The sequence below is a fragment of the Rhizobium sp. Root491 genome, from assembly GCF_001427205.1.
Taxonomy (GTDB): domain Bacteria; phylum Pseudomonadota; class Alphaproteobacteria; order Rhizobiales; family Rhizobiaceae; genus Agrobacterium; species Agrobacterium tumefaciens.
In genome coordinates, this window is the sequence record NZ_LMFF01000017.1 from 411581 (window position 1) to 429717 (window position 18137).

The window sequence follows — 18137 nt, forward strand, 5'->3', positions numbered from 1 at the left end:
AAGAACAATGAAGATGACGACGATGACGAGAACAATGGCGATGCTGGCCGGTGCTGCCTATCTGGCCACGGTGGCTGCGCCTGCGGCGGGTGCCGCGGAACTGCGTATGTCGTGGTGGGGCGGCGAAAGCCGTCATGTCGCCACTCAGAAGGCGATTGCCGCCTGCGGTGAAAAATACAGCCACACGGTCAAAGGTGAGTTTACCGGCTTCGATGGATATCTGGAAAAACTGACCACGCAAATGGCAGGCAAGACGGAGGCTGATATCGTTCAGGTGAACTGGCCATGGCTGCCGCTGTTTTCCAAGAATGGTGAAGGTTTTGCTGATCTGCGTCAGCTGAAACCTCTCGATCTTTCGCAATGGGCCGAGACGGATCTCGAAGCGGGTTCTATGAACGGGGTGCTTCAGGGCCTTTCAGTCTCCACCACCGGCCGCGTGTTTTTTTTCAACGCCACCACCTTCGAGAAGGCTGGTGTTGAAATCCCCAAGACATGGGATGAATTCTTCGCGGCAACAAAAACCATCAAGGAAAAGCTCGGCAAGGATCATTACACCTTCAACGCCGTAAAGGAGACTGCCCAGCTTCTCGTGACACTCGCCGTGGTGCAAAAAACCGGCAAGGATCTGGTCGACCCCAAGACCAACCGTGTCGCCTGGACGCCGGAGGAACTGGCGGAAGGTATCTCGTTCGTCGGCAAGCTGGTGGAAACCGGCTCCATTCGCTCCCAGAAAGAGGAAGCGGCCGATGGCAACGTCAATCTTTATGAAAAGCCGTCGTGGTCCGAAGGCCGTATCGCTGGTTCCTATGAATGGGATTCCACCTATTCGAAATATGCCGATCCCCTGAAGGATGGGCAGGTGCTGAAACCCGTGCCGATGCTGAAGCTCGCCGATGCCGTAACGGAAGGCGTTTATCGCAAGCCTTCCATGGTCTTTTCTATCTCGAAAAACTCGAAGAACCCTGAAGCGGCAGCGCAAATCCTGAACTGCCTGCTGAACGAGCCTGAGGGCATCGATGCGCTTGGCACGTCTCGCGGCCTGCCTGCTTCCAAGGCTGCGGCGCAGCGTCTGGGCGACAAGGGTGAGCCGGAAGTGCGCGCCGCCAACGCCATCGTCATGGCGGCATCTGGACCGGTAGTTTCGCCCTTCAACGAACATCCGGAAATCCGCTCCGGCTTCATCGATACGCTGGAGGAATATGCCTATGGCCAGCTGACGGCGGAAGAGGCGGCTGAGCAGATCATCGATACCACCAATGACGTTCTGGCCAAATTCGATTGACGACAATGGCCCGCCGCCCTTGCGGCGGCGGGCTCTTTATCCGGTTGCCGGGTGACATGGGCATTCCCGCCGATTGTTTTGGCGGGGCATGCACGAACAACGAGAAACGAGCATGAACGAACCCTCTATCATCGCGCTTTCGGCGCGAACGGCGGCGCTTTGCCTCGCCGCACCCGGTGCGCGATATCACCTGCCGCAGACGGCATGGCGGCTGACTTCGCTGAATGGTGATCTACGAACCGGAAAAACCACCACCGTGGTGACGCTGCTGCATGATCTGCGTCCGGATACGCGGTATGTGTTCGAAGCGGATGGGTTCGCAAGCCTGGAGTTCAGGACAGCGCCCTGCGCGGGGCTTGTCGAGGCGACGGCATTTTCGCTGACGCCGGATATTGCGCTTGACGACGAAGCCGGCGCACGCGCCAACGCCCGCGCTCTGGAAGAGGCAGTTGCCGCCGTGCCTGCGGGCGGCACGTTGCAATTTGCTGCCGGCCTCTGGACAGCGTTTCCCGTGCGGTTGAAAAGCGACATGACGTTTCATCTTGCGGAAGGGGCCGTGCTGCGCGCACCCTCCACCCGCAATGGCTGGCCGAACCTGCCTGCCCGCGATGAGACGGGCCGCATGCTCGGCAGTTGGGAAGGGCTACCGGATGCCTGTTTCGCTGCGCCGGTCCATGCCATCGGCGCAGATAATCTCGTGATCGAAGGCACAGGCGTCCTCGATGGTTCCGGCGACAGAGGCGACTGGTGGAGCTGGCCGAAAGAAACCCGTGACGGCGCGCGTCGACCGCGCGGCCTGCATCTCGTCTCCTGCCGCAATGTCGGGCTTTTCGGTTTCACCATTCGCAATGCACCGTCCTGGACGGTCCATCCACAGGGGTGCGAGACCCTGAAAGCGGCGGGTCTCACAATCAGCGCTCCGCATAACAGCCCCAATACCGATGGTTTCAACCCGGAAAGCTGCCGCAACGTGACGATATCAGGCGTGCGCTTTTCAGTGGGCGACGATTGCATTGCTGTGAAGGCAGGCAAACGCGGGCCGAACGGCGAGGACGACCATCTGGCGGAAACACGCGGCGTCAGCGTACGCCATTGCCTGATGGAGCGCGGCCATGGCGGGCTGGTGATCGGCTCGGAAATGTCGGGTGGCGTGCATGACGTAACGGTAGAGGACTGCGACATGGTTGGCACGGATCGCGGCCTGCGTCTCAAGACGCGGCGGGGCCGTGGCGGTTCAGTCAGCAATATCACCATGCGCCGCGTGTTGCTGGATGGCGTGCATACCGCGCTTTCCGCCAATGCCCATTACCATTGTGATGCCGATGGGCATGACGGCTGGGTGCAGTCGCGAGACCCTGCACCTGTAGACGACGGGACCCCGTTTATCGACGGAATTACTGTCGAAGATGTGGAAATCCGCCATCTGGCCCATGCCGCCGGCGTCTTTCTCGGTTTACCGGAGGCCCCAATCCGCAATATCGCCATTCGCAATCTCACCATCGTCTCGCATGATCCTGTAGCCGTGGCCACACCGCCGATCATGGCCGATGGGGTGCGCCCCATGCTGCATGAGGGGATCGTTTTCGAACAGGCTGAAATCATTTGCGACGATCCTGCGCTGCTGAGCGCCTCTGGCATTTCCCATTCACATATTTCAATCGAGAAAACCCATGAAAGCCACTGATTATTTTTATCAATTCGCCAGCCGCTATAGGCACTACAAGGGCGGGAGCTGGTGTTATGAGGATGGCTGTGTCTATCGGGGTTTGCAGCACCTGTTCGAAGCGACCGGCGAGCGTCGCTGGAACGAACATCTGCATCGTCTGGCTGACACCCAGATAGCGGCAGACGGAGTGCTCGCCGGTTACGATCCGCAGGAATACAATATCGATCACATCCTTGCCGGTCGCATTCTGTTTCCTCTGGCAGCGGAAACGGGCGATCCGCGTTATCTCGCTGCGGCGGAACATCTTGCGGGCCAACTCCGCAGCCATCCGCGTACGGGCTCCGGTAATTACTGGCACAAGAAGCGTTATCCGCATCAGGTCTGGCTGGATGGCCTTTATATGGGACTTCCTTTTCAGATCGAATATGCGCAGGCGGCTGGTGACGCCGAACTGATCGACGATGCGCTACAGCAATTCTCAACCGCACTCACGCTGACGGCGGATGCCGGCGGGCTCTATGTCCATGGTTATGACGAAAGCCGCAACCAGCGCTGGGCCGACCCCGTGAGCGGCCAATCCCCGGCCGTATGGGCTCGCGCCGTCGGCTGGCTAGCCATGGCGCTGGTCGATGCGTTGGTGATGTTGCCGGCTGATGGCGCAACGATCGAACTTCGGGAACGCGCGGGCCTACTTCTGGCCGGTATTGTTGCCCGGCAGACTAAAACCGGTCTCTGGATGCAGGTGCTGGACAAACCGGATCTTGCCGGAAACTACGAGGAAACCTCCGCTTCGGCGATGTTCGCCTATGCCTTACTGCGGGCTGCGCGGCTGGGGCTTTTGCAGGGCGAGGAGGCAAAGGCGGCTCTTTCGGCGGGCCGGTCCGCGCTTGAGGCCCTGCTTGAGAGACAGCTCAAGGTGGACGAAAAGGGTATCGTCCGTCTCACCGGCATCGTGCATGTCGCGGGCCTTGGCGGTTTCGAGGGCAATTATCGCGATGGGTCTCCGGATTATTACCTGACCGAGCCGGTTGTATCCGATGACGCCAAAGGCGTCGGGCCGCTGATGATGGCCTATGCCGAAAGCCTGCTTTTGGCATGACGGCGCGGTCATCTTAACGGGCATAGGGTATTTTGTGGCATGAGATCATGCCACTTTTGCCAAGATCACCGTCTGGATCAGGCCCTGTTTTTTGTGGTTCGCGATGGTGATCGTGCCACCGAAGCGCTCGATGATTTCCCTGGCGATGGCAAGACCCAACCCCACACCAGGGATCGACTTTCGCCGCCCGAGATCGACCCGAAAGAAGGGCTCGAAAACCCGGCCGATCAGTTCGTGCGGAATGCCAGGGCCTTCATCGCGGATTGTAACGACGACCTCGCTCTCGTCCTCGGTTAGATCGATCCGTGCCGTTTTGCCATGGGTGACGGCATTGAGGATGAGGTTGCGCAAGGCTCTTTTAAGCGCAAGTGGAGCGGCCTTGATGATCATGGCGGCTTCCGGTTTCATAAAGTCGAGGGCATCAGCGTAACCGAGATCAGAAAGTTCGCTGACGATTTCGCCTAGAAGCCTGCCGATATCGATCATCTTGACGGTATCCTGGCTCACTTCCTCGCGCACAAGCAGAATGGCGCTATCCGCGATGGCGTTCAGTTCCTCGAGGTCCGCCAGCCATTTGCCCCGCTCTTCGTCGTTTTCGATGAATTCTGCCCGCAGGCGCATGCGGGTCATTGGGGTTCTCAAGTCATGGCCAGCGGCTGCAACGAGGCGCATTCGGCTTTCCATTGCCGCCTTCAGGCGGCGGGCGAGTTCGTTCAAGGCCCGCGCCGTGGCGCGGATTTCACCCGGACCTGTTTCCGACAAATGGGGTAGCGAACCATCGGGTCCGATGCTCGCAGCGGCGTTTTCCAGCATGTCGAGGGGGCGCGTGATCTTTCTGGCAGCAAAGATGGAAACAGCAGCACTGCCAAGAATGATCAACCCGATCCACATGCCGAAAATCTTCCAGCCGCCCGGGGGAGGACCCATATGCGGAATTTCCGCGACCAGCCATCCGCTTTTTTCCAGCGCTATAGCCGCCACCGGGGCATTACTTCCCGGCGCGCGGATCACAATTGCGGTGCGCGGCTCGCCAACCTGTGCAAGGGCCTTTTCTAGAAACTCCGAAAGCATTCCGTCGAGATCACCTTCAGGCGGCTTCTGTTCGATGCGAAAATAGCCGGGTTGTTGCAGCGAGGGATCGCGTTCGGCCATGGTCACGGCAAAGGCAAGGCTGCGGGCAACGGGCTCGATGGTGGCATCTGGCGGCGGCGGCTGCAATGTCTGATCGGCCACCACAGTTGCAAGCGCGATGACCGCGATGATGGAGACGATCAACAGTGCGGCGATACGGTTTCTGAGCGAGCTCATCGATGCACCGGCAGGGTTCTGACCTGAACCGTCATCTGGTAACCGCCATTGCGAACGGTCTTGAAGATCGGAGCCCGGGCATCGGTTTCGAGCTTCTTGCGCAACCGGCTCATCAACACGTCGACGGAGCGGTCGAACGGTCCCCGGTCCTTGCCCTGCGTAAGATCGAGCAGCTGATCGCGGGAAAGAAGCCGGCCGGGCCTGTCGAGGAAGACTTTCAGCAGATCGAACTCCGCCCCCGTCAGCTCGATCCTCTCACCGCCGGCGTGGATGACGGAGCGCTGTTCCGGATCGGCGGTGAAGTCCGCAAAACCATAAGCGGTGGATGAGCCGCGAGGTACTTCCTGAGGTACTGCGCGGCGCAGCACGGCCTTGATCCGCGCCGTCAGTTCTCGCGGATTGAAGGGTTTGCCAAGATAGTCGTCGGCGCCAATTTCCAGCCCGACGATCCGGTCGACATCCTCCTTGAGCGCTGTCAGGAGAATGACGGGCGTGCGCGGCCGGCGGCCTTGGAGATCGCGGCAGATATCGAGGCCGGAACCATCCGGCAGCATCACGTCGAGCACGATGAGATCCGGATCGGAGCAGGCGAACTGTTCTTCGAACTCACGCCTGTCGGCTGCCATCGAAACGCGAAACCCCTGCGAGCCGAGATATTTCGCGAGCAATGTGCGTATCTCCGGATCATCATCCACGATCAAAATATGTGTCACCGAAACTGTCGCCATATCGTCCAACCTTTTGATGCCACTATACATAAGCGGCGCAAAGAAACGGCGGATTTTTGCAACGAAAGCTTGCTGCGGCCGCTCTGGCAACATTCGGTTACAAATAGGCCGCGCGTGGAACAAGACCCGCAACATTCGGACCAAAGCCGGAAACGCTTAGCTCCTATCGTCTTCTCAGGTTGGAAAACGAAAAGGAAGGTAAGATGAGAAACGCTCTAATCGCCACCGCCGTCGTCGTGACAACTGTTCTTGGCGCTTCGGCCAGCTCCCGGGCTGCGGAGCAGGGTGAACCAGTGCCGCAGGCATCGGAACAGGCCATGCCGCCGCTGGCCAGTCCTGACTTCGGTTCGAATAGTGGTCCGGAGCAAAGGCTGCCGCATGGCCGCAAGATGGCCGGGCCTGAGATGCTACGCCCGGATATGATGGGGCCGGATATATTGGGGTTGGCGACGAAACTTTCGGCAGCGGAAATCTATCTCGGCGTCACACCTGAACAGCTTGGTCCGTGGCGCGCCTATACCACTGCGCTGATCGATCTTGTTTTGCCCACTTCGGAACTCAAGCCATTGCCGCCGAAGGGACCGGGTGCGACGGGGCTAGAGCCGCGTCTTGCCGGTGAGGAACTGGCCGGCATCACAATGAAAAAGGCAGAGCAGGCTAAAGCACTTCAGGACGCAGCGGCTACGCTGAAACCGAAACTTTCGCCGCAGCAGGTGCAGAAGCTTGCTGAACTCGAACGCGCATTGATGCCGCCTCCGCCTCCCGTCGTCCCGCATGATGGCCGTGCACGAGACGGTCGTATCGAGCCTCCGCATGGCGACAGGATGCCGCCGCTGCCTCAGGCAGAGCGGGGCTGACGCCACTCTTCAAAGTTTCCTCCTTTAATAGCCCCCCAGCAAAGGAGGAAATCAGCCGGAAACGGCTGAAGCCGGGGGATCGCTCGCCTGCGATCCCCCGCGTGATTTTCAGGCGAGAAGATGATGATGAGATATTTCTACCTGATGCTGGCGACGGTTTTTGGTTTGAGCTTCGTCTGGTCGGTCGCTGCGGCCGGTGACAGGCCGATGCGAGATCCAGCGGCGAAATCCCGGCAGGAAGAACAGTGGCACCAACCCGTCTGTGCCAAGGAACGGCGCGAAAATGCACACGGCAAGCGTCGTCACGACGCCTGCCGCAAGGCATCCGCCAGAAAGTCTGTTGCCGCCTATGAATGGATCGAAGCAGACAACGGCTTCATCCTTGTGAAACACGACATGAGGTCGGTTTCTTCTTTTGAGTAGACCGGCCGGACAGGACAGGACGATGAAAATGGCTCGCAAAGCAGGTGTGGCGCTGACGGTTGTCGCGCTCGCCCTGGGTGGCTACTGGTTTTCGTCACAATATACGCGGGCCGCAACGCCCGGTTATATCACCTCGTCTGTGAAGCGCGGTGATATCGAGCAGACTGTTCTGGCGACTGGAACGCTCAAACCCGTTCGTCTGGTGGCCGTTGGCGCGCAGGCCTCCGGTCGCATCACCGCCGTCAAGGTCGCACTTGGAGATACGGTCAAGGCGGGCGATCTCATTGCCGAGATCGATTCCGTTACCCAGAATAACAGCCTGCGCACGGCGCTGGCAGCGCTTGCCAACGTGAAGGCGCAGCGGGTGGAAAAGCAGGCGACACTTGTTCTCAACCGCCAGAGCCTTGTCCGCCAACAGGAAATGGTGTCGAAAAATGCCGCCTCCCGTGCGGATTTCGAAAGCGCCACTGCAGCGCTCGCAGTCACCCAGGCGCAGATCGAAGCGATTGACGCCCAGATCGAGGAGGCACAGGTCGCTGTCGAAACGGCAAAGGCCAATCTCGGCTATACGAGGATCACCGCGCCCATCGAAGGCACTGTTCTGTCTATCGTCAGTCAGGAAGGGCAGACCGTCAACGCCACGCAGTCCGCGCCGACAATCGTGATCCTAGGCCGGCTCGACCGGATGACGGTGCGCACGGAAATTTCCGAAGCAGATGTGACGCGCGTAAAAGCCAGTTTGCCAGTTTACTTCACGGTGCTGGGTGAGCCGCAGCAGCGTTACGACGCGACGCTTACGTCCATTGAACCGGCGCCTGAATCAGTGCGCAGCGACTCCAGCTTCAGCTCCTCGACGTCTTCCTCGACCACATCGTCCTCTTCCAGCACCTCGTCGTCGGAGGCGATCTATTATAATGGCGTGTTCGAAGTGCCGAACCCGGACGGCAAGTTGCGCACCTATATGACGGCGGAGGTCCATATCGTCCTTGGTGAAGCGAAGGGCGTGCTAACCGTTCCGGCGGCGGCCCTTGGTAGCAAAGGCGCCAACGATGACTATGCCGTGCGTGTGGTAGACACCGATGGCAGAATTTCCGAACGCAGGGTCCAGATCGGTCTGAACGACAAGGTAACGGCGGAAGTGCGTTCCGGCCTTGCCGAGAACGAGCGCGTGGTGACCGGCGAACTTTCCATCGACACCACCAAAAACGCCGTGCCGGGGCCTGGTGGCCCGCCGATGGGTTTTTGAACAATGGCTGATCCTCTGATTTGCCTTAAATCCGTGCGGCGGGATTATCCGTCCGGTGAAGGTACGATTACCGTACTCAAGAATATCGACCTCATCATCGAGGCCGGCGAGATGGTGGCGATCGTCGGCGCTTCCGGATCGGGCAAGTCGACGCTGATGAATATTCTCGGTTGCCTCGACCGGCCGACCTCAGGGAGCTACAGCATCAGGGGCCGGGAGACGGGCAATCTCGATGCAGACCAGCTTTCGCAATTGCGGCGAGAAAACCTCGGTTTTATTTTCCAGCGTTACCATCTGCTTGTCGAACTGACAGCGCTCGGCAATGTCGAAATTCCGGCGATCTACGCCGGAAAGTCACAAAGCGATCGCAGGAGCGATGCCGCCAGGTTGCTCGGTCGCCTTGGCATGGCGGACCGCCTCGATCATCGTCCGGGCCAGCTTTCCGGCGGCCAGCAGCAACGCGTTTCCATCGCGCGCGCCCTTATGAACGATGCCGAAATCATTCTTGCCGACGAGCCGACCGGTGCGCTCGACAGCGCGAGCGGCGACGAGGTGTTGCGCATCCTCGACGAGCTGCATGCCGAAGGGCGCACTGTCATTATCGTCACGCACGATATGTCAATTGCACGACGTGCCGAACGGATCATCGAAATCAGCGACGGCGCCATAATTTCAGACCGCAGGGCGGATGCCGCGCCGGTTCGGAAGGATGACGCCAAACCCTCTATGGTTTCCGGCGGGGCCTCCAGTCTCGCTGGTCTCGTATCCTCGCTGCGGGAGGCATTGCGCATGGCGCTCCTGTCGATGCAGGCGCACAAGCTGCGCAGCTTTCTCACCATGCTCGGTATCATCATCGGCATCGCCTCGGTCATCAGCGTCGTGGCGCTGGGGCAGGGGTCACAGCAGCGCGTGCTGCAGAACATCTCAAGCCTCGGCACCAACACGCTGGAAATCTTCGCGGGCAAGGATTTTGGCGACATAAGATCTGGCAAGATCACCACGCTGGTAGTCTCCGACGCCGAGGCACTTGCCAAACAATCCTATGTCGCGGCTGTGACGCCCACGGTCTCGACCTCCAGTACGGTGCGTTTCGGCGCGAAGGAGGCTAATGCGCTTGTGAATGGTGTCAGCGAGCGGTATTTCGTCGCCAAGGGCACGAAGCTGTCACAAGGACGCTTTTTCGATACCGCAAGCGTCGTGCAGAAAGCCCAGGAGGTGGTGATTGATGAGAACACCCGCAAATCGTTGTTTGCGAATTTCGACGGCAGCCCCATCGGTCAGGTCATCCTCATCGGCAAGGTGCCGGCCCGCATCGTCGGCATCACGCAGGCGCAGCAGGGCGGTTTCGGTTCAAGCCAGAACCTTTCACTTTATCTGCCCTATACTGCCGTCCAGTCACGCTTTCTCGGCAGCCTGTCGCTGCGCAGCATCACGGTGCAGGTGAGTGACGATATTGACGCCGCAATTGCCGAACAGGCGGTGACGGTTCTTCTCACCCAGCGGCATGGAACGCGGGATTTCTACATTCTCAACACTGACGATATTCGCCAGACCATCACCAGTACAACGCAGACCATGACGCTGCTGGTTGCGGCGATCGCGGTGATTTCGCTTCTGGTCGGCGGCATCGGGGTGATGAACATCATGCTCGTTTCCGTTTCAGAACGTGTATCGGAAATCGGCGTGCGCATGGCAGTCGGCGCACGGCGCAGTGATATACTGCGCCAGTTCCTGATCGAGGCAGTGCTCGTCTGCATCATCGGCGGAACGCTGGGAATTTTGGGCAGCTTCGGCTTCGGGGCGCTTTTCTCCGCCTTCAGCAGCAATTTCGCCATGGTCTACTCCACGGTGTCGATCATTGCTGCCTTCGTCTGCTCGACACTGATAGGTGTCGTTTTCGGCTATCTGCCGGCCCGCAACGCATCGAACCTCGATCCTGTTGCGGCCCTGTCGGCGGGTTGATATCCGCCGCTGCCGGTCAAGCCTTGTTTTTTTCGATGAAGCGGATGGCGTCGCCAACGGTCAGGATTGTGCTTGCGGCCGAATCGGGGATTTCCACTCCGAATTCTTCCTCGATTTCCATGACAACCTGAACCACTTCGAGGGAATCGGCACCGAGATCGTCGACAAAATTGGCGTCATCGACAACCGTGCCGGGATCTGCGCCAAGCTGGTCAACGATGATTTTTTTAATACGGTCGGCGATGGTGGACATGGTGGGACTCCGCGAAAGTTGTTTGCCGCCGAACAACCCGTTTGAATTTGCGCCCAGGACACTTGCTAAAATCGAAACCGGTTTTTGCGAGGCGTGGTACACAGAGTCAGAAGGTCAAAGCATCGATGACATTCGGACGTAGCATGCCTTTGACGGCTGCGAAAGAGCGTGGCTCATGGGGAATTGCCCATAAGAATTCGGGGTATGTTTGACGTTGAACAGTTTTTGACTGGATGCGATGAACCGCTGCGCTGTAAACCTCGTTTTCGTGAAGTAATTATAATCCAGTCCTGTCGAGCATCAACGCCCATGGTCCAGTCTTCCCCGGAACGCTTCATATTGCTCGATGGCATAAGGGGCGTAGCTGCGCTCTTCATCGTGCATCGCCATGCCGAACAGTTTTTCGGGAGAGACGACGCTTCGAGCTATCTCGCCGTCGATTTGTTCTTCGCCTTGAGCGGTTTTGTGCTGGCGCATGCCTACAGCATGAAACTGCGCGAAGGGGCGATTACGCCGGGCTTCTTCATGAAGGCGCGCCTTGCGCGACTTTATCCATTGTATGGGCTGGGGCTGGCGTTGATGGCGTCCTATTTCATCTGCCTCTACCTGTTGGGCCTGCCGACGCCGATCGATGATCTTCATCGCCACATAAATCCCGGCGAACTGGCGATCGCGTTGTTGACCGGGCTTCTTTTCGTTCCGGCACCCTTCACGCTTACATTGAACGGCGCATTGTTTCTGGTGAGCCCGGCATGGTCGCTTTTCAACGAGCTGGTGGTGAATGCGGTTTATGGCCGGTGGGGTGTGCGGGCGACTACGAAACAGACAATCGTGGTGCTGGCTGTCAGCGCCTGCGTCCTTGTCGTGGCGGCTGCTGAGTTTGGGAAGTTGCATGCGGGGTTTCGATGGCACGAAATGTACTCCGGCATGGGAAGGGTGTTTTTCTCGTTTTTCGCAGGCGTGCTGGTTTACCGCTTCCGCAATCGCATAACCGAGCTGAAGCCCATCCAGGCGGCCCTCTGTCTTATGCTGGTCTGCGTCATCCTCGCCGTGCCAATTTCGCGTGAGCTTCGGCCCTTCTTTGATCTCGCGGTGGTTCTGCTCGTCTGGCCGACGGTATTGTTCGTAGCCAGCAGGATAGTGCCGGGTCGCAGGGTGGGAATCTTGTCGACGTTTCTCGGCACAGCTTCCTACGCCGTCTATGTGCTGCATATTCCGCTGCTGGCCTGGACGGATTTTCTGATGCCTGCCGTTGATAGGGAAAACATCGCTTTGCCGGTTGGTGTCGCTTTCCTGATAGGGACGACGTGTCTGTCATGGTACCTGACGGTCCATTTTGATCAGCCAGTGCAGACATGGCTCAAAAGTCGCCTGAGAAAGCGGGCAGGGGTCGGGCAACCGGTGTGATCGCGTCTTGTCGCTGCAGGCTTCAGTAATGCGCGAAGATTGGAGCCGTGATAACAAAGGCCGCGACGAGACTGATGATCGTCAGTTTCGCGGCACGCATGCGGCGCATTCTGCGGCCGCTCCAGTCATACGTCATACTCACCCTCCACGCAGACGCAAACTCTCGGACTGATGTCCGGCTAAATCAGTTTCTCCTGATATATCTCATTTGCCAAGTCATTATTGTTACCAGTGATTTTGGCGAACACCGTCCGTTTCGGGAGGCGCTTCAGGGAAAAAGCCGGATAAGTTGATTGTCTTTGAGTTTCAAGCGGCTTGCCTCATCGGAAGAAATGCAATGCTCTATGTTCTTTCGCAAGTCGTCGGGAACTATCGGCCCGCCTGCCTTCAAAAGCTTTTCGGTCATCGAAAAAAGAATGCCGAACTGGGTCTCGCATTCGGCCGATGTCAGCAGCAGCGGTAGTGACGGAACGGTGTTCGCCGTAAAGACGCTATCCGCCGTATCGTAAATGGTGACGAGGTACCAGGTCAGAAATAGCCCCAGCCAGAGGCCGGTGCTGACCATGATATATTCGCGCATCTGCTCTCTCCCCTCAATGGCGGTGGTAAAGCAGTGGCAGGCCCTGGATTGCATATCGGGGGAGCGGCTTCCACGGCTTGATGCGGTCGTGTTTCTGCACGCCGAACAGGAAACGCATTTCGTCGGTGAGGTCTGCCGGATCGGTCAAACCATCCTGATATAATTCAATAACCTTGCGGGCGGCTCTGTTATGGAGCTTTTTGTCATCATCGTCGGAAAGGTGATTAAAACCGATGCTCTCGAGGACCAATTGGAGCATTTCGAGATCTTGAGAGGAGATCAGGCAGTTACGGGGCGCAGAAGACATGATGGCCTCTTTTCTTACTGGTTCAGAAAGCCGAAGCCTCGCGCGCGCCCTTAAAAGGCTGCACGGGACGCTCCAACGCTTTGAAACGATACGCCGGTGCGGTCGATGACCGTTGCCGGTTTTCGGGGGGCATGTGCCTCAACGCGCCCTGGGAAATTCCGCACGGGGCGCTGTAGACGGGAGGCATGTGCAAATGGGGCTTGAGACGGCAAGGATGCCTGACGGCGGTAACGCCCTTTAAGTACCGATGGGGAAGGGTGCGCTCTTTGCGCGCAATAAGCAAGTTAATTCCATAGCCCCTAACGAGTATGTGACCGGTGCGGCGACATTCTTTATCTCACCAGAGCAGACAACAAAAAAGGCCGGGGCAATATTGCACCGACCTTCCTCATATCGCCATTAACACCAGTGCCAGTACATCCGTGGTCAAAAGTCTAAAGCGACGGAAACAACTGCGAACGACATATTTTGCGCTCACCAGCAGTTGCTGTATGAACCTTATAGAAGAGCAATGTGGCCAAAACAAGTCCGCATTTCCATTACATGTTTTATTTGTCGCGACCCTTAGCGAATCGGGTCGCGGTTTGGCAATTCGTGCCGGTGCGTCGCGCTGTTATGAGCGGGCTGTCCGGAACAATCCTACTTCTTCTTGCCATCCGCAGTTGTGGAGTTTGCGAACTTGACCTGCGTGCCGGCAGCTGGTGCCGCAGCCGGAGCTTTCGTCTTGTCCTTCTTCGGTTTGCGGACTTCTTTGTTGCTGCGTACTTGACCCTTGGCCATGGTGTCCTCCTGGTATTGAACAGATATTGGATATTGTGTGGTCCGGGGCATGATCGCGCGCCGCAGGCAGGCTGCGGGGCGGTTTCATCGTCAGGGGAAAGGCAGTCCGTTAAGCGGAAGTTTCCCGAAGGGAAGGGTCGGTTTGGAGAGGCGGATACGCCCTGCGTAGAAGGTTCTCCGCACCATGTCGGGCTGGAGGCCAAAATCAGGAAACGCCGCAAAGCCGGAGGATGCGCCGCGATCCTGATCCAGGCGCATTGCTGTTTCTTCGGCGGCACTGAGAAGCAGGCGAAGCGATGCGTTTTCCCGGTAACCCAAACCGCCGGTGCGGACGAGGTTCCGTGAAAGGCTTGATGAATAAAAGTCGGAAGACATCTCGTCCTCCTTTCGTTTGGGGGCGAGGACACTCTGCCCTCAAACACCAGCACTCTTCAGCGGATTGCTGACAGGCGAAGCGTGCGCCTGTTGCGTATCAGGTTCAAGAAGTTTTTCGGAAAGGCGACGTCAAAAAGTGCAACCGGGTTATTTCTTGCCGGATGACTTTTTGGTGCGGGTGGGTGGAGGGGCGGCGATTGCCGCCTCCTGAGCTTCGCGAAGTTGGCGAAGCCGTTCCGTCTTCTTGGCGCGCTGGTCGGATTCGGCGGTTATGATCTGTTTCGCCGCCTTGTCCGTTATGGATGCCTTGTCCTGCGAGGACAGCTTTCCGGGTTTGAAAACAGCCTCTTTAGTCGCGGTCATGGCATTCTCCTTTGCGGAGCGAATTGACAGTTATCGAGCGCGGGCAACCTTTTTGGGAGCAGGAAGCAATCCCTCGCGCTGCAATTTTTTCTTCGCCATCTTGCGGTGGCGGCGCACAGCTTCGGCTTCTTCGCGGATACGCTTTTCCGACGGCTTTTCGTAAGATTCCCGTGCGCGCATCTCACGGAAGATACCCTCGCGCTGCATCCTCTTTTTCAAGACGCGGAGGGCTTGCTCTACATTGTTATCCCTGACGAGTACCTGCAACTTATCTCCTTAACGCAGCCATCGCTGCTATTTTTTGATTCTGATCGTATTCGAATTGATCCAGCTCGATCCCGCAACGCGCGAAGACGAGCCTTCGATTTCCACGGGCCGCGATGAAGACGCAGCCACATCGATTTCATCGAGCGCTATATTACGTTCGAAGTTCTCGTGCTGGAAACGCACCCTGTAGCGAACCGCACCTTGTTGTGTCTCTGGCAGAGCCGTTACGACCCGGCCTGGACCTTTGGGCTGGTTGGCCCCAAGTACGCCCGCCTTCAGAAAGATAGCATCGCCGGAACGATAAGGATTTTTGCGCATGAGAGCCTCCCCATGGCCAAAAAAACAAAAGGCCGGGATTTAACCCGACCTCTCACAATCACTCAGCGCCACTGCTGGTACATGCGTAGCCAGCGGGGCCGATGACAAATCAAGCTGCGCGAAGGTTGTCAGCGGAGCTCTTGCCGGACTTGCGGTCCTGCACGATGTCGTAGGTGATCTTCTGGCCGTCGTTCAGCGAACGCAGACCTGCGCGCTCAACAGCCGAAATGTGAACGAAAACGTCCGTGCCGCCGTTGTCAGGCTGAATGAAGCCGAAGCCCTTGGTGGCGTTGAACCACTTTACAGTACCAGTGTTCATAACGATTTCCTTTCGTAGTAATCGTTGTTGGTTTCCGCGATACCTTGCGGAATTAGATCGATTATTTGAGAGGAAATCCGACGGGAACGTAGAGTCCCAGGAGCGACGTCACAAGCAATTGTCGATTTGCCGAATATAGCCTCAATTTTTGATTTTGCAATGGGCCGCTGCGGAAAAATGCGCCATCTGGCGATTGCACTTGTCGGTTCCGATGTCTCTTCCTGCGTCAGCGGCGCGATTTCGGTTTTTTCTCTTCCCTGTTCATATCGCGCCCCACCCATTTGAAAAAAAGGATCAGGCTGGTGCCGATGATGATGAGCGGAATGAAGGATTCGAAACTGGACATGATTAACTCTTTCTTCCCCCGATCGTCGTTTTACCGGTATGGAGGAAGCGCGTAATCTGCAGAATGTTATCCGTTCTTTTTTGGCAATTGCGGCCTGCGGACCGACGTTGAAAGCACCGCAGGCCGAAAATATCTAGATGGGCAGGGATTTCACCGCCGCTGCACCACCCTCTCGGGCGCTTTTCAATGCGGCTACGCCGCAGAGCACGGACATTGCGCCGGCGCGCGAACCCGCCCGCTGCCGCAACCGGTCGTTCGAACCGGGCTTGAAGATCATGTCGCGCATGCGATTGTCGCCGCCATAATGGCCGCCCGGCTCATGCGGCACCCAGATACGCTCGACACCGCCACCGAAACTTTTCACCAGCAGGATTTCGTCGGCTGGGGGCTCAGTCCACGGCTGTTTTTCATATTGGCGCATCTCGATGCGTCCTTTATGGCCGTTAAACGCGATGTGGTGTCCCTCGATCGGCATATAGGTATTGAGCGAATAGGAGACCTGCACGCCGTTCGCATAGCGAATCGAGGCACTCATCGTGTCGGGGATGTCGATCTCCTCGCGAAAGACGCAGGCGTCACGCATATAGCCATCCACAGTCGACGGGTCCTCGTAAAGCGCGTCCAGGAACGGGTCGGCCCCGAGATCCATGAAATAATCGCACTCGTCCTTGTGCGGGCAGGTACGACAGCGCGTTCCCCGGAACGGTCCGTTCTTGCCATAATGCAGCAATTGCCCAAAGCCCTTCACTTCCACCGGGTCGGAATCGAGATACCAATTCAGAAGATCGAAGTGGTGCGTCGCCTTGTGGACGAACAAGCTGCCTGAATGTTCGGTGAAAGCGTGCCACCGGCGGAAATAATCCGCACCGTGCTGGTTATCGAGATACCAGTGGAAATCTACCGAGGTAACGGTGCCGATCGCGCCGTCGTCGATCAGCTCCTTGATGCGTGCCGCCGTCGGTGAAAAGCGATAATTGAAGGAAACGTCGACACGGCGGCCGCTTTTGGCCTCCGCCGCGCGGATGCGGTCAATCTTTTCCGGGGTGGTGGTCATGGGTTTTTCGCTGATGACATCGGCACCGCCCTCGAGCGCGCGGATAATGATGTCGTCGTGAGTATCGTCGGGCGTGCAGACGATTACCAGTTCCGGGCGTTGCTCGGCCATCATCCGGTCGAAGTCGTCGTAAAGCGGAGCGGCCGACCCCATCATGGCGCGGGCCCGTTCTGCGCGCATCAGGTTCAGGTCGCAAATGCCGACCAGTTCGACATAGTCGCTCCACCCGGCCAGAAGTTCGCGCCCCCACATGGTGGTGCCACGATTGCCGGTGCCGACCAGTGCATAACGTTTGCGTTTCACCCTTTCAGGCATTTCCTTACTCCCGAACCCAATCAACAAACGGTTTTAAAACGCTCGACGACGGTGGACAGAACCTCGTCCACCGGGCGTGCCTGCCAACGATGCGAAAAAATCTCGACTTCCTGCGGACCGGAAAAGCCGGCGGCCTCGATCATGGCGCGAAATGCCTTCAGGTCAATCACGCCATCGCCCATCATGCCGCGATCGTTGAGCGGATCGGTGGTCGGCACCAGCCAGTCGCAGATATGGTGTGCCAGTATCTGCCCGTTTCGCCCTGCGCGCGCCACCTGTTCCTCCAGCTCCGGGTCCCACCAGACGTGATAGACGTCGATGGCCACACCGGTTCCGGCGCCTAGCCGGTCGCAGAGGTCGAGCGACTGTTTCAAAGTGTTGAAGCAGGCGCGGTCGGCGGCATAAAAGGGGTGCAACGGTTCAATGGCGAGCGGCACGCCGGCTGCCCTCGCATAGGGAAGAAGTTCGGCCATGCCGTCCTCCACCATTTGTCGTGCACCCTTCAAGTCTCGAGAACCGGCGGGCAGGCCGCCCACGACAAGCACCAGGCAATCTGCCTTCATGGCGGCGGCTTCGTCCACGGCGCGTTTATTGTCCTCAATGGCGCGGCTGCGGCCTTCTGCATCGGGGGCGGGGAAAAAGCCGCCCCGGCAATGGCCGCTGAGACGAAGGCCGTTCTGCTCGACAATGCGTGCTGCTTCAGCAAGGCCTGCAGCGTGAACCTGCTCGCGCCAGGGCGAAATGGTGGTGATGCCATGCGCAAGGCATGCATCCACGATCGCCCCGAAGGAACGTCCCTGCCGCACGGTGGCAAAATTTATTGAAAGGCCCTCAACGCCCATAACGGTACTCCTCCCTTTTGCGAAGGCCTCCAGCCACCTT

General features: G+C 58.2%; 21 protein-coding genes. 8 read left to right on the forward strand and 13 right to left on the reverse strand.

Features of this window, described 5'->3' with window-relative positions; translation table 11 throughout:
• Nucleotides 1-13: 13 nt before the first annotated feature.
• From ASD46_RS21990 to ASD46_RS22000, 3 genes are all read left to right on the forward strand, one after another.
• Nucleotides 14-1282, forward strand: a complete 1269-nt coding sequence (locus ASD46_RS21990) for an ABC transporter substrate-binding protein (protein ID WP_025595942.1) — start codon at nucleotides 14-16, stop codon at nucleotides 1280-1282.
• A 112-nt stretch (nucleotides 1283-1394) separates the two neighbouring features.
• The gene (locus tag ASD46_RS21995; RefSeq protein WP_025595944.1) at nucleotides 1395-2966 is read left to right on the forward strand and encodes a glycoside hydrolase family 28 protein; all 1572 of its coding nucleotides are present in this window, start codon (nucleotides 1395-1397) and stop codon (nucleotides 2964-2966) included.
• Complete coding sequence (locus tag ASD46_RS22000; RefSeq protein WP_025595946.1) at nucleotides 2953-4047, forward strand: glycoside hydrolase family 105 protein; 1095 nt, start codon at nucleotides 2953-2955, stop codon at nucleotides 4045-4047. Before ASD46_RS21995 ends, ASD46_RS22000 begins: the two co-directional genes overlap by 14 nt.
• 45 nt (nucleotides 4048-4092) lie before the next feature.
• On the opposite strand, the gene ASD46_RS22005 is transcribed toward ASD46_RS22000, so the two are convergent.
• A complete protein-coding gene (locus tag ASD46_RS22005) occupies nucleotides 4093-5355 on the reverse strand; it encodes an ATP-binding protein (RefSeq protein ID WP_013761407.1) in 1263 nt (420 codons plus the stop codon).
• Nucleotides 5352-6113: a response regulator gene (locus ASD46_RS22010; RefSeq protein ID WP_049790347.1), complete on the reverse strand. Its 762-nt coding sequence runs from the start codon at nucleotides 6111-6113 to the stop codon at nucleotides 5352-5354. The genes ASD46_RS22005 and ASD46_RS22010 overlap by 4 nt, the downstream gene beginning before the upstream one ends.
• Nucleotides 6114-6286: 173 nt before the next feature.
• Here ASD46_RS22010 and ASD46_RS22015 point away from each other — a divergent pair, with 173 nt between their 5' ends.
• The 4 genes from ASD46_RS22015 to ASD46_RS22030 all read left to right on the forward strand — a co-directional run bounded on the left by ASD46_RS22015 (nucleotide 6287) and on the right by ASD46_RS22030 (nucleotide 10571).
• Nucleotides 6287-6940 carry a hypothetical protein gene (locus tag ASD46_RS22015; RefSeq protein ID WP_013761405.1) on the forward strand — a complete coding sequence of 218 codons (654 nt, stop codon included), beginning with the start codon at nucleotides 6287-6289 and terminating at the stop codon, nucleotides 6938-6940.
• Between the two features lie 126 nt (nucleotides 6941-7066).
• Nucleotides 7067-7363, forward strand: a complete 297-nt coding sequence (locus ASD46_RS22020; RefSeq protein ID WP_025595948.1) for a hypothetical protein — start codon at nucleotides 7067-7069, stop codon at nucleotides 7361-7363.
• 22 nt (nucleotides 7364-7385) lie between these two features.
• Entirely contained in the window at nucleotides 7386-8609 is a 1224-nt protein-coding gene (locus tag ASD46_RS22025) for an efflux RND transporter periplasmic adaptor subunit (RefSeq protein ID WP_013761403.1), read from the forward strand.
• Nucleotides 8610-8612: 3 nt separating this feature from the next.
• The gene (locus ASD46_RS22030; RefSeq protein ID WP_013761402.1) at nucleotides 8613-10571 is read left to right on the forward strand and encodes a MacB family efflux pump subunit; all 1959 of its coding nucleotides are present in this window, start codon (nucleotides 8613-8615) and stop codon (nucleotides 10569-10571) included.
• Between the two features lie 16 nt (nucleotides 10572-10587).
• On the opposite strand, the gene ASD46_RS22035 is transcribed toward ASD46_RS22030, so the two are convergent.
• On the reverse strand, nucleotides 10588-10824 hold the full coding sequence (locus ASD46_RS22035) for an acyl carrier protein (protein ID WP_003517889.1): 237 nt from the start codon (nucleotides 10822-10824) through the stop codon (nucleotides 10588-10590).
• Between the two features lie 309 nt (nucleotides 10825-11133).
• Between ASD46_RS22035 and ASD46_RS22040 the strand changes: the two genes are divergently transcribed.
• Complete coding sequence (locus tag ASD46_RS22040) at nucleotides 11134-12231, forward strand: acyltransferase family protein (RefSeq protein WP_060642677.1); 1098 nt, start codon at nucleotides 11134-11136, stop codon at nucleotides 12229-12231.
• Between the two features lie 268 nt (nucleotides 12232-12499).
• On the opposite strand, the gene ASD46_RS22045 is transcribed toward ASD46_RS22040, so the two are convergent.
• The 10 genes from ASD46_RS22045 to ASD46_RS22085 form a co-directional block, all read right to left on the reverse strand.
• The gene (locus ASD46_RS22045) at nucleotides 12500-12811 is read right to left on the reverse strand and encodes a hypothetical protein (RefSeq protein WP_060642678.1); all 312 of its coding nucleotides are present in this window, start codon (nucleotides 12809-12811) and stop codon (nucleotides 12500-12502) included.
• Between the two features lie 13 nt (nucleotides 12812-12824).
• Nucleotides 12825-13118: a hypothetical protein gene (locus tag ASD46_RS22050; RefSeq protein ID WP_013761399.1), complete on the reverse strand. Its 294-nt coding sequence runs from the start codon at nucleotides 13116-13118 to the stop codon at nucleotides 12825-12827.
• A 639-nt stretch (nucleotides 13119-13757) separates the two neighbouring features.
• A complete protein-coding gene (locus ASD46_RS27530) occupies nucleotides 13758-13898 on the reverse strand; it encodes a hypothetical protein (RefSeq protein ID WP_003517881.1) in 141 nt (46 codons plus the stop codon).
• A gap of 90 nt (nucleotides 13899-13988) precedes the next feature.
• Nucleotides 13989-14273 carry a hypothetical protein gene (locus tag ASD46_RS22055; RefSeq protein ID WP_003517879.1) on the reverse strand — a complete coding sequence of 95 codons (285 nt, stop codon included), beginning with the start codon at nucleotides 14271-14273 and terminating at the stop codon, nucleotides 13989-13991.
• 147 nt (nucleotides 14274-14420) lie between these two features.
• Nucleotides 14421-14636, reverse strand: coding sequence for a hypothetical protein (locus ASD46_RS22060; RefSeq protein ID WP_003517878.1), 216 nt, complete (start codon nucleotides 14634-14636; stop codon nucleotides 14421-14423).
• 30 nt (nucleotides 14637-14666) lie between these two features.
• Nucleotides 14667-14903: a 30S ribosomal protein S21 gene (gene rpsU, locus ASD46_RS22065; RefSeq protein WP_003517876.1), complete on the reverse strand. Its 237-nt coding sequence runs from the start codon at nucleotides 14901-14903 to the stop codon at nucleotides 14667-14669.
• Between the two features lie 27 nt (nucleotides 14904-14930).
• Complete coding sequence (locus ASD46_RS22070) at nucleotides 14931-15221, reverse strand: hypothetical protein (protein ID WP_003517874.1); 291 nt, start codon at nucleotides 15219-15221, stop codon at nucleotides 14931-14933.
• Nucleotides 15222-15330: 109 nt separating this feature from the next.
• Nucleotides 15331-15540 (reverse strand): cold-shock protein, encoded by a 210-nt coding sequence (locus ASD46_RS22075; RefSeq protein WP_003517872.1) that lies wholly within the window; start codon nucleotides 15538-15540, stop codon nucleotides 15331-15333.
• A 479-nt stretch (nucleotides 15541-16019) separates the two neighbouring features.
• Nucleotides 16020-17255: a Gfo/Idh/MocA family protein gene (locus tag ASD46_RS22080; protein ID WP_025595955.1), complete on the reverse strand. Its 1236-nt coding sequence runs from the start codon at nucleotides 17253-17255 to the stop codon at nucleotides 16020-16022.
• A 20-nt stretch (nucleotides 17256-17275) separates the two neighbouring features.
• The gene (locus tag ASD46_RS22085; RefSeq protein ID WP_013761396.1) at nucleotides 17276-18097 is read right to left on the reverse strand and encodes a sugar phosphate isomerase/epimerase family protein; all 822 of its coding nucleotides are present in this window, start codon (nucleotides 18095-18097) and stop codon (nucleotides 17276-17278) included.
• Nucleotides 18098-18137: the final 40 nt, after the last annotated feature.

What these genes read in the sequence shown, in the direction of transcription:
- ASD46_RS21990 (WP_025595942.1), top strand. Translation starts at nt 14, where the DNA reads ATGACGACGATGACGAGAACAATGGCGATGCTGGCCGGTGCTGCCTAT.
- ASD46_RS21995 (WP_025595944.1), top strand. Translation starts at nt 1,395, where the DNA reads ATGAACGAACCCTCTATCATCGCGCTTTCGGCGCGAACGGCGGCGCTT.
- ASD46_RS22000 (WP_025595946.1), top strand. Translation starts at nt 2,953, where the DNA reads ATGAAAGCCACTGATTATTTTTATCAATTCGCCAGCCGCTATAGGCAC.
- ASD46_RS22005 (WP_013761407.1), bottom strand. Translation starts at nt 5,355, where the DNA reads ATGAGCTCGCTCAGAAACCGTATCGCCGCACTGTTGATCGTCTCCATC.
- ASD46_RS22010 (WP_049790347.1), bottom strand. Translation starts at nt 6,113, where the DNA reads ATGTATAGTGGCATCAAAAGGTTGGACGATATGGCGACAGTTTCGGTG.
- ASD46_RS22015 (WP_013761405.1), top strand. Translation starts at nt 6,287, where the DNA reads ATGAGAAACGCTCTAATCGCCACCGCCGTCGTCGTGACAACTGTTCTT.
- ASD46_RS22020 (WP_025595948.1), top strand. Translation starts at nt 7,067, where the DNA reads ATGAGATATTTCTACCTGATGCTGGCGACGGTTTTTGGTTTGAGCTTC.
- ASD46_RS22025 (WP_013761403.1), top strand. Translation starts at nt 7,386, where the DNA reads ATGAAAATGGCTCGCAAAGCAGGTGTGGCGCTGACGGTTGTCGCGCTC.
- ASD46_RS22030 (WP_013761402.1), top strand. Translation starts at nt 8,613, where the DNA reads ATGGCTGATCCTCTGATTTGCCTTAAATCCGTGCGGCGGGATTATCCG.
- ASD46_RS22035 (WP_003517889.1), bottom strand. Translation starts at nt 10,824, where the DNA reads ATGTCCACCATCGCCGACCGTATTAAAAAAATCATCGTTGACCAGCTT.
- ASD46_RS22040 (WP_060642677.1), top strand. Translation starts at nt 11,134, where the DNA reads ATGGTCCAGTCTTCCCCGGAACGCTTCATATTGCTCGATGGCATAAGG.
- ASD46_RS22045 (WP_060642678.1), bottom strand. Translation starts at nt 12,811, where the DNA reads ATGCGCGAATATATCATGGTCAGCACCGGCCTCTGGCTGGGGCTATTT.
- ASD46_RS22050 (WP_013761399.1), bottom strand. Translation starts at nt 13,118, where the DNA reads ATGTCTTCTGCGCCCCGTAACTGCCTGATCTCCTCTCAAGATCTCGAA.
- ASD46_RS27530 (WP_003517881.1), bottom strand. Translation starts at nt 13,898, where the DNA reads ATGGCCAAGGGTCAAGTACGCAGCAACAAAGAAGTCCGCAAACCGAAG.
- ASD46_RS22055 (WP_003517879.1), bottom strand. Translation starts at nt 14,273, where the DNA reads ATGTCTTCCGACTTTTATTCATCAAGCCTTTCACGGAACCTCGTCCGC.
- ASD46_RS22060 (WP_003517878.1), bottom strand. Translation starts at nt 14,636, where the DNA reads ATGACCGCGACTAAAGAGGCTGTTTTCAAACCCGGAAAGCTGTCCTCG.
- ASD46_RS22070 (WP_003517874.1), bottom strand. Translation starts at nt 15,221, where the DNA reads ATGCGCAAAAATCCTTATCGTTCCGGCGATGCTATCTTTCTGAAGGCG.
- ASD46_RS22075 (WP_003517872.1), bottom strand. Translation starts at nt 15,540, where the DNA reads ATGAACACTGGTACTGTAAAGTGGTTCAACGCCACCAAGGGCTTCGGC.
- ASD46_RS22080 (WP_025595955.1), bottom strand. Translation starts at nt 17,255, where the DNA reads ATGCCTGAAAGGGTGAAACGCAAACGTTATGCACTGGTCGGCACCGGC.
- ASD46_RS22085 (WP_013761396.1), bottom strand. Translation starts at nt 18,097, where the DNA reads ATGGGCGTTGAGGGCCTTTCAATAAATTTTGCCACCGTGCGGCAGGGA.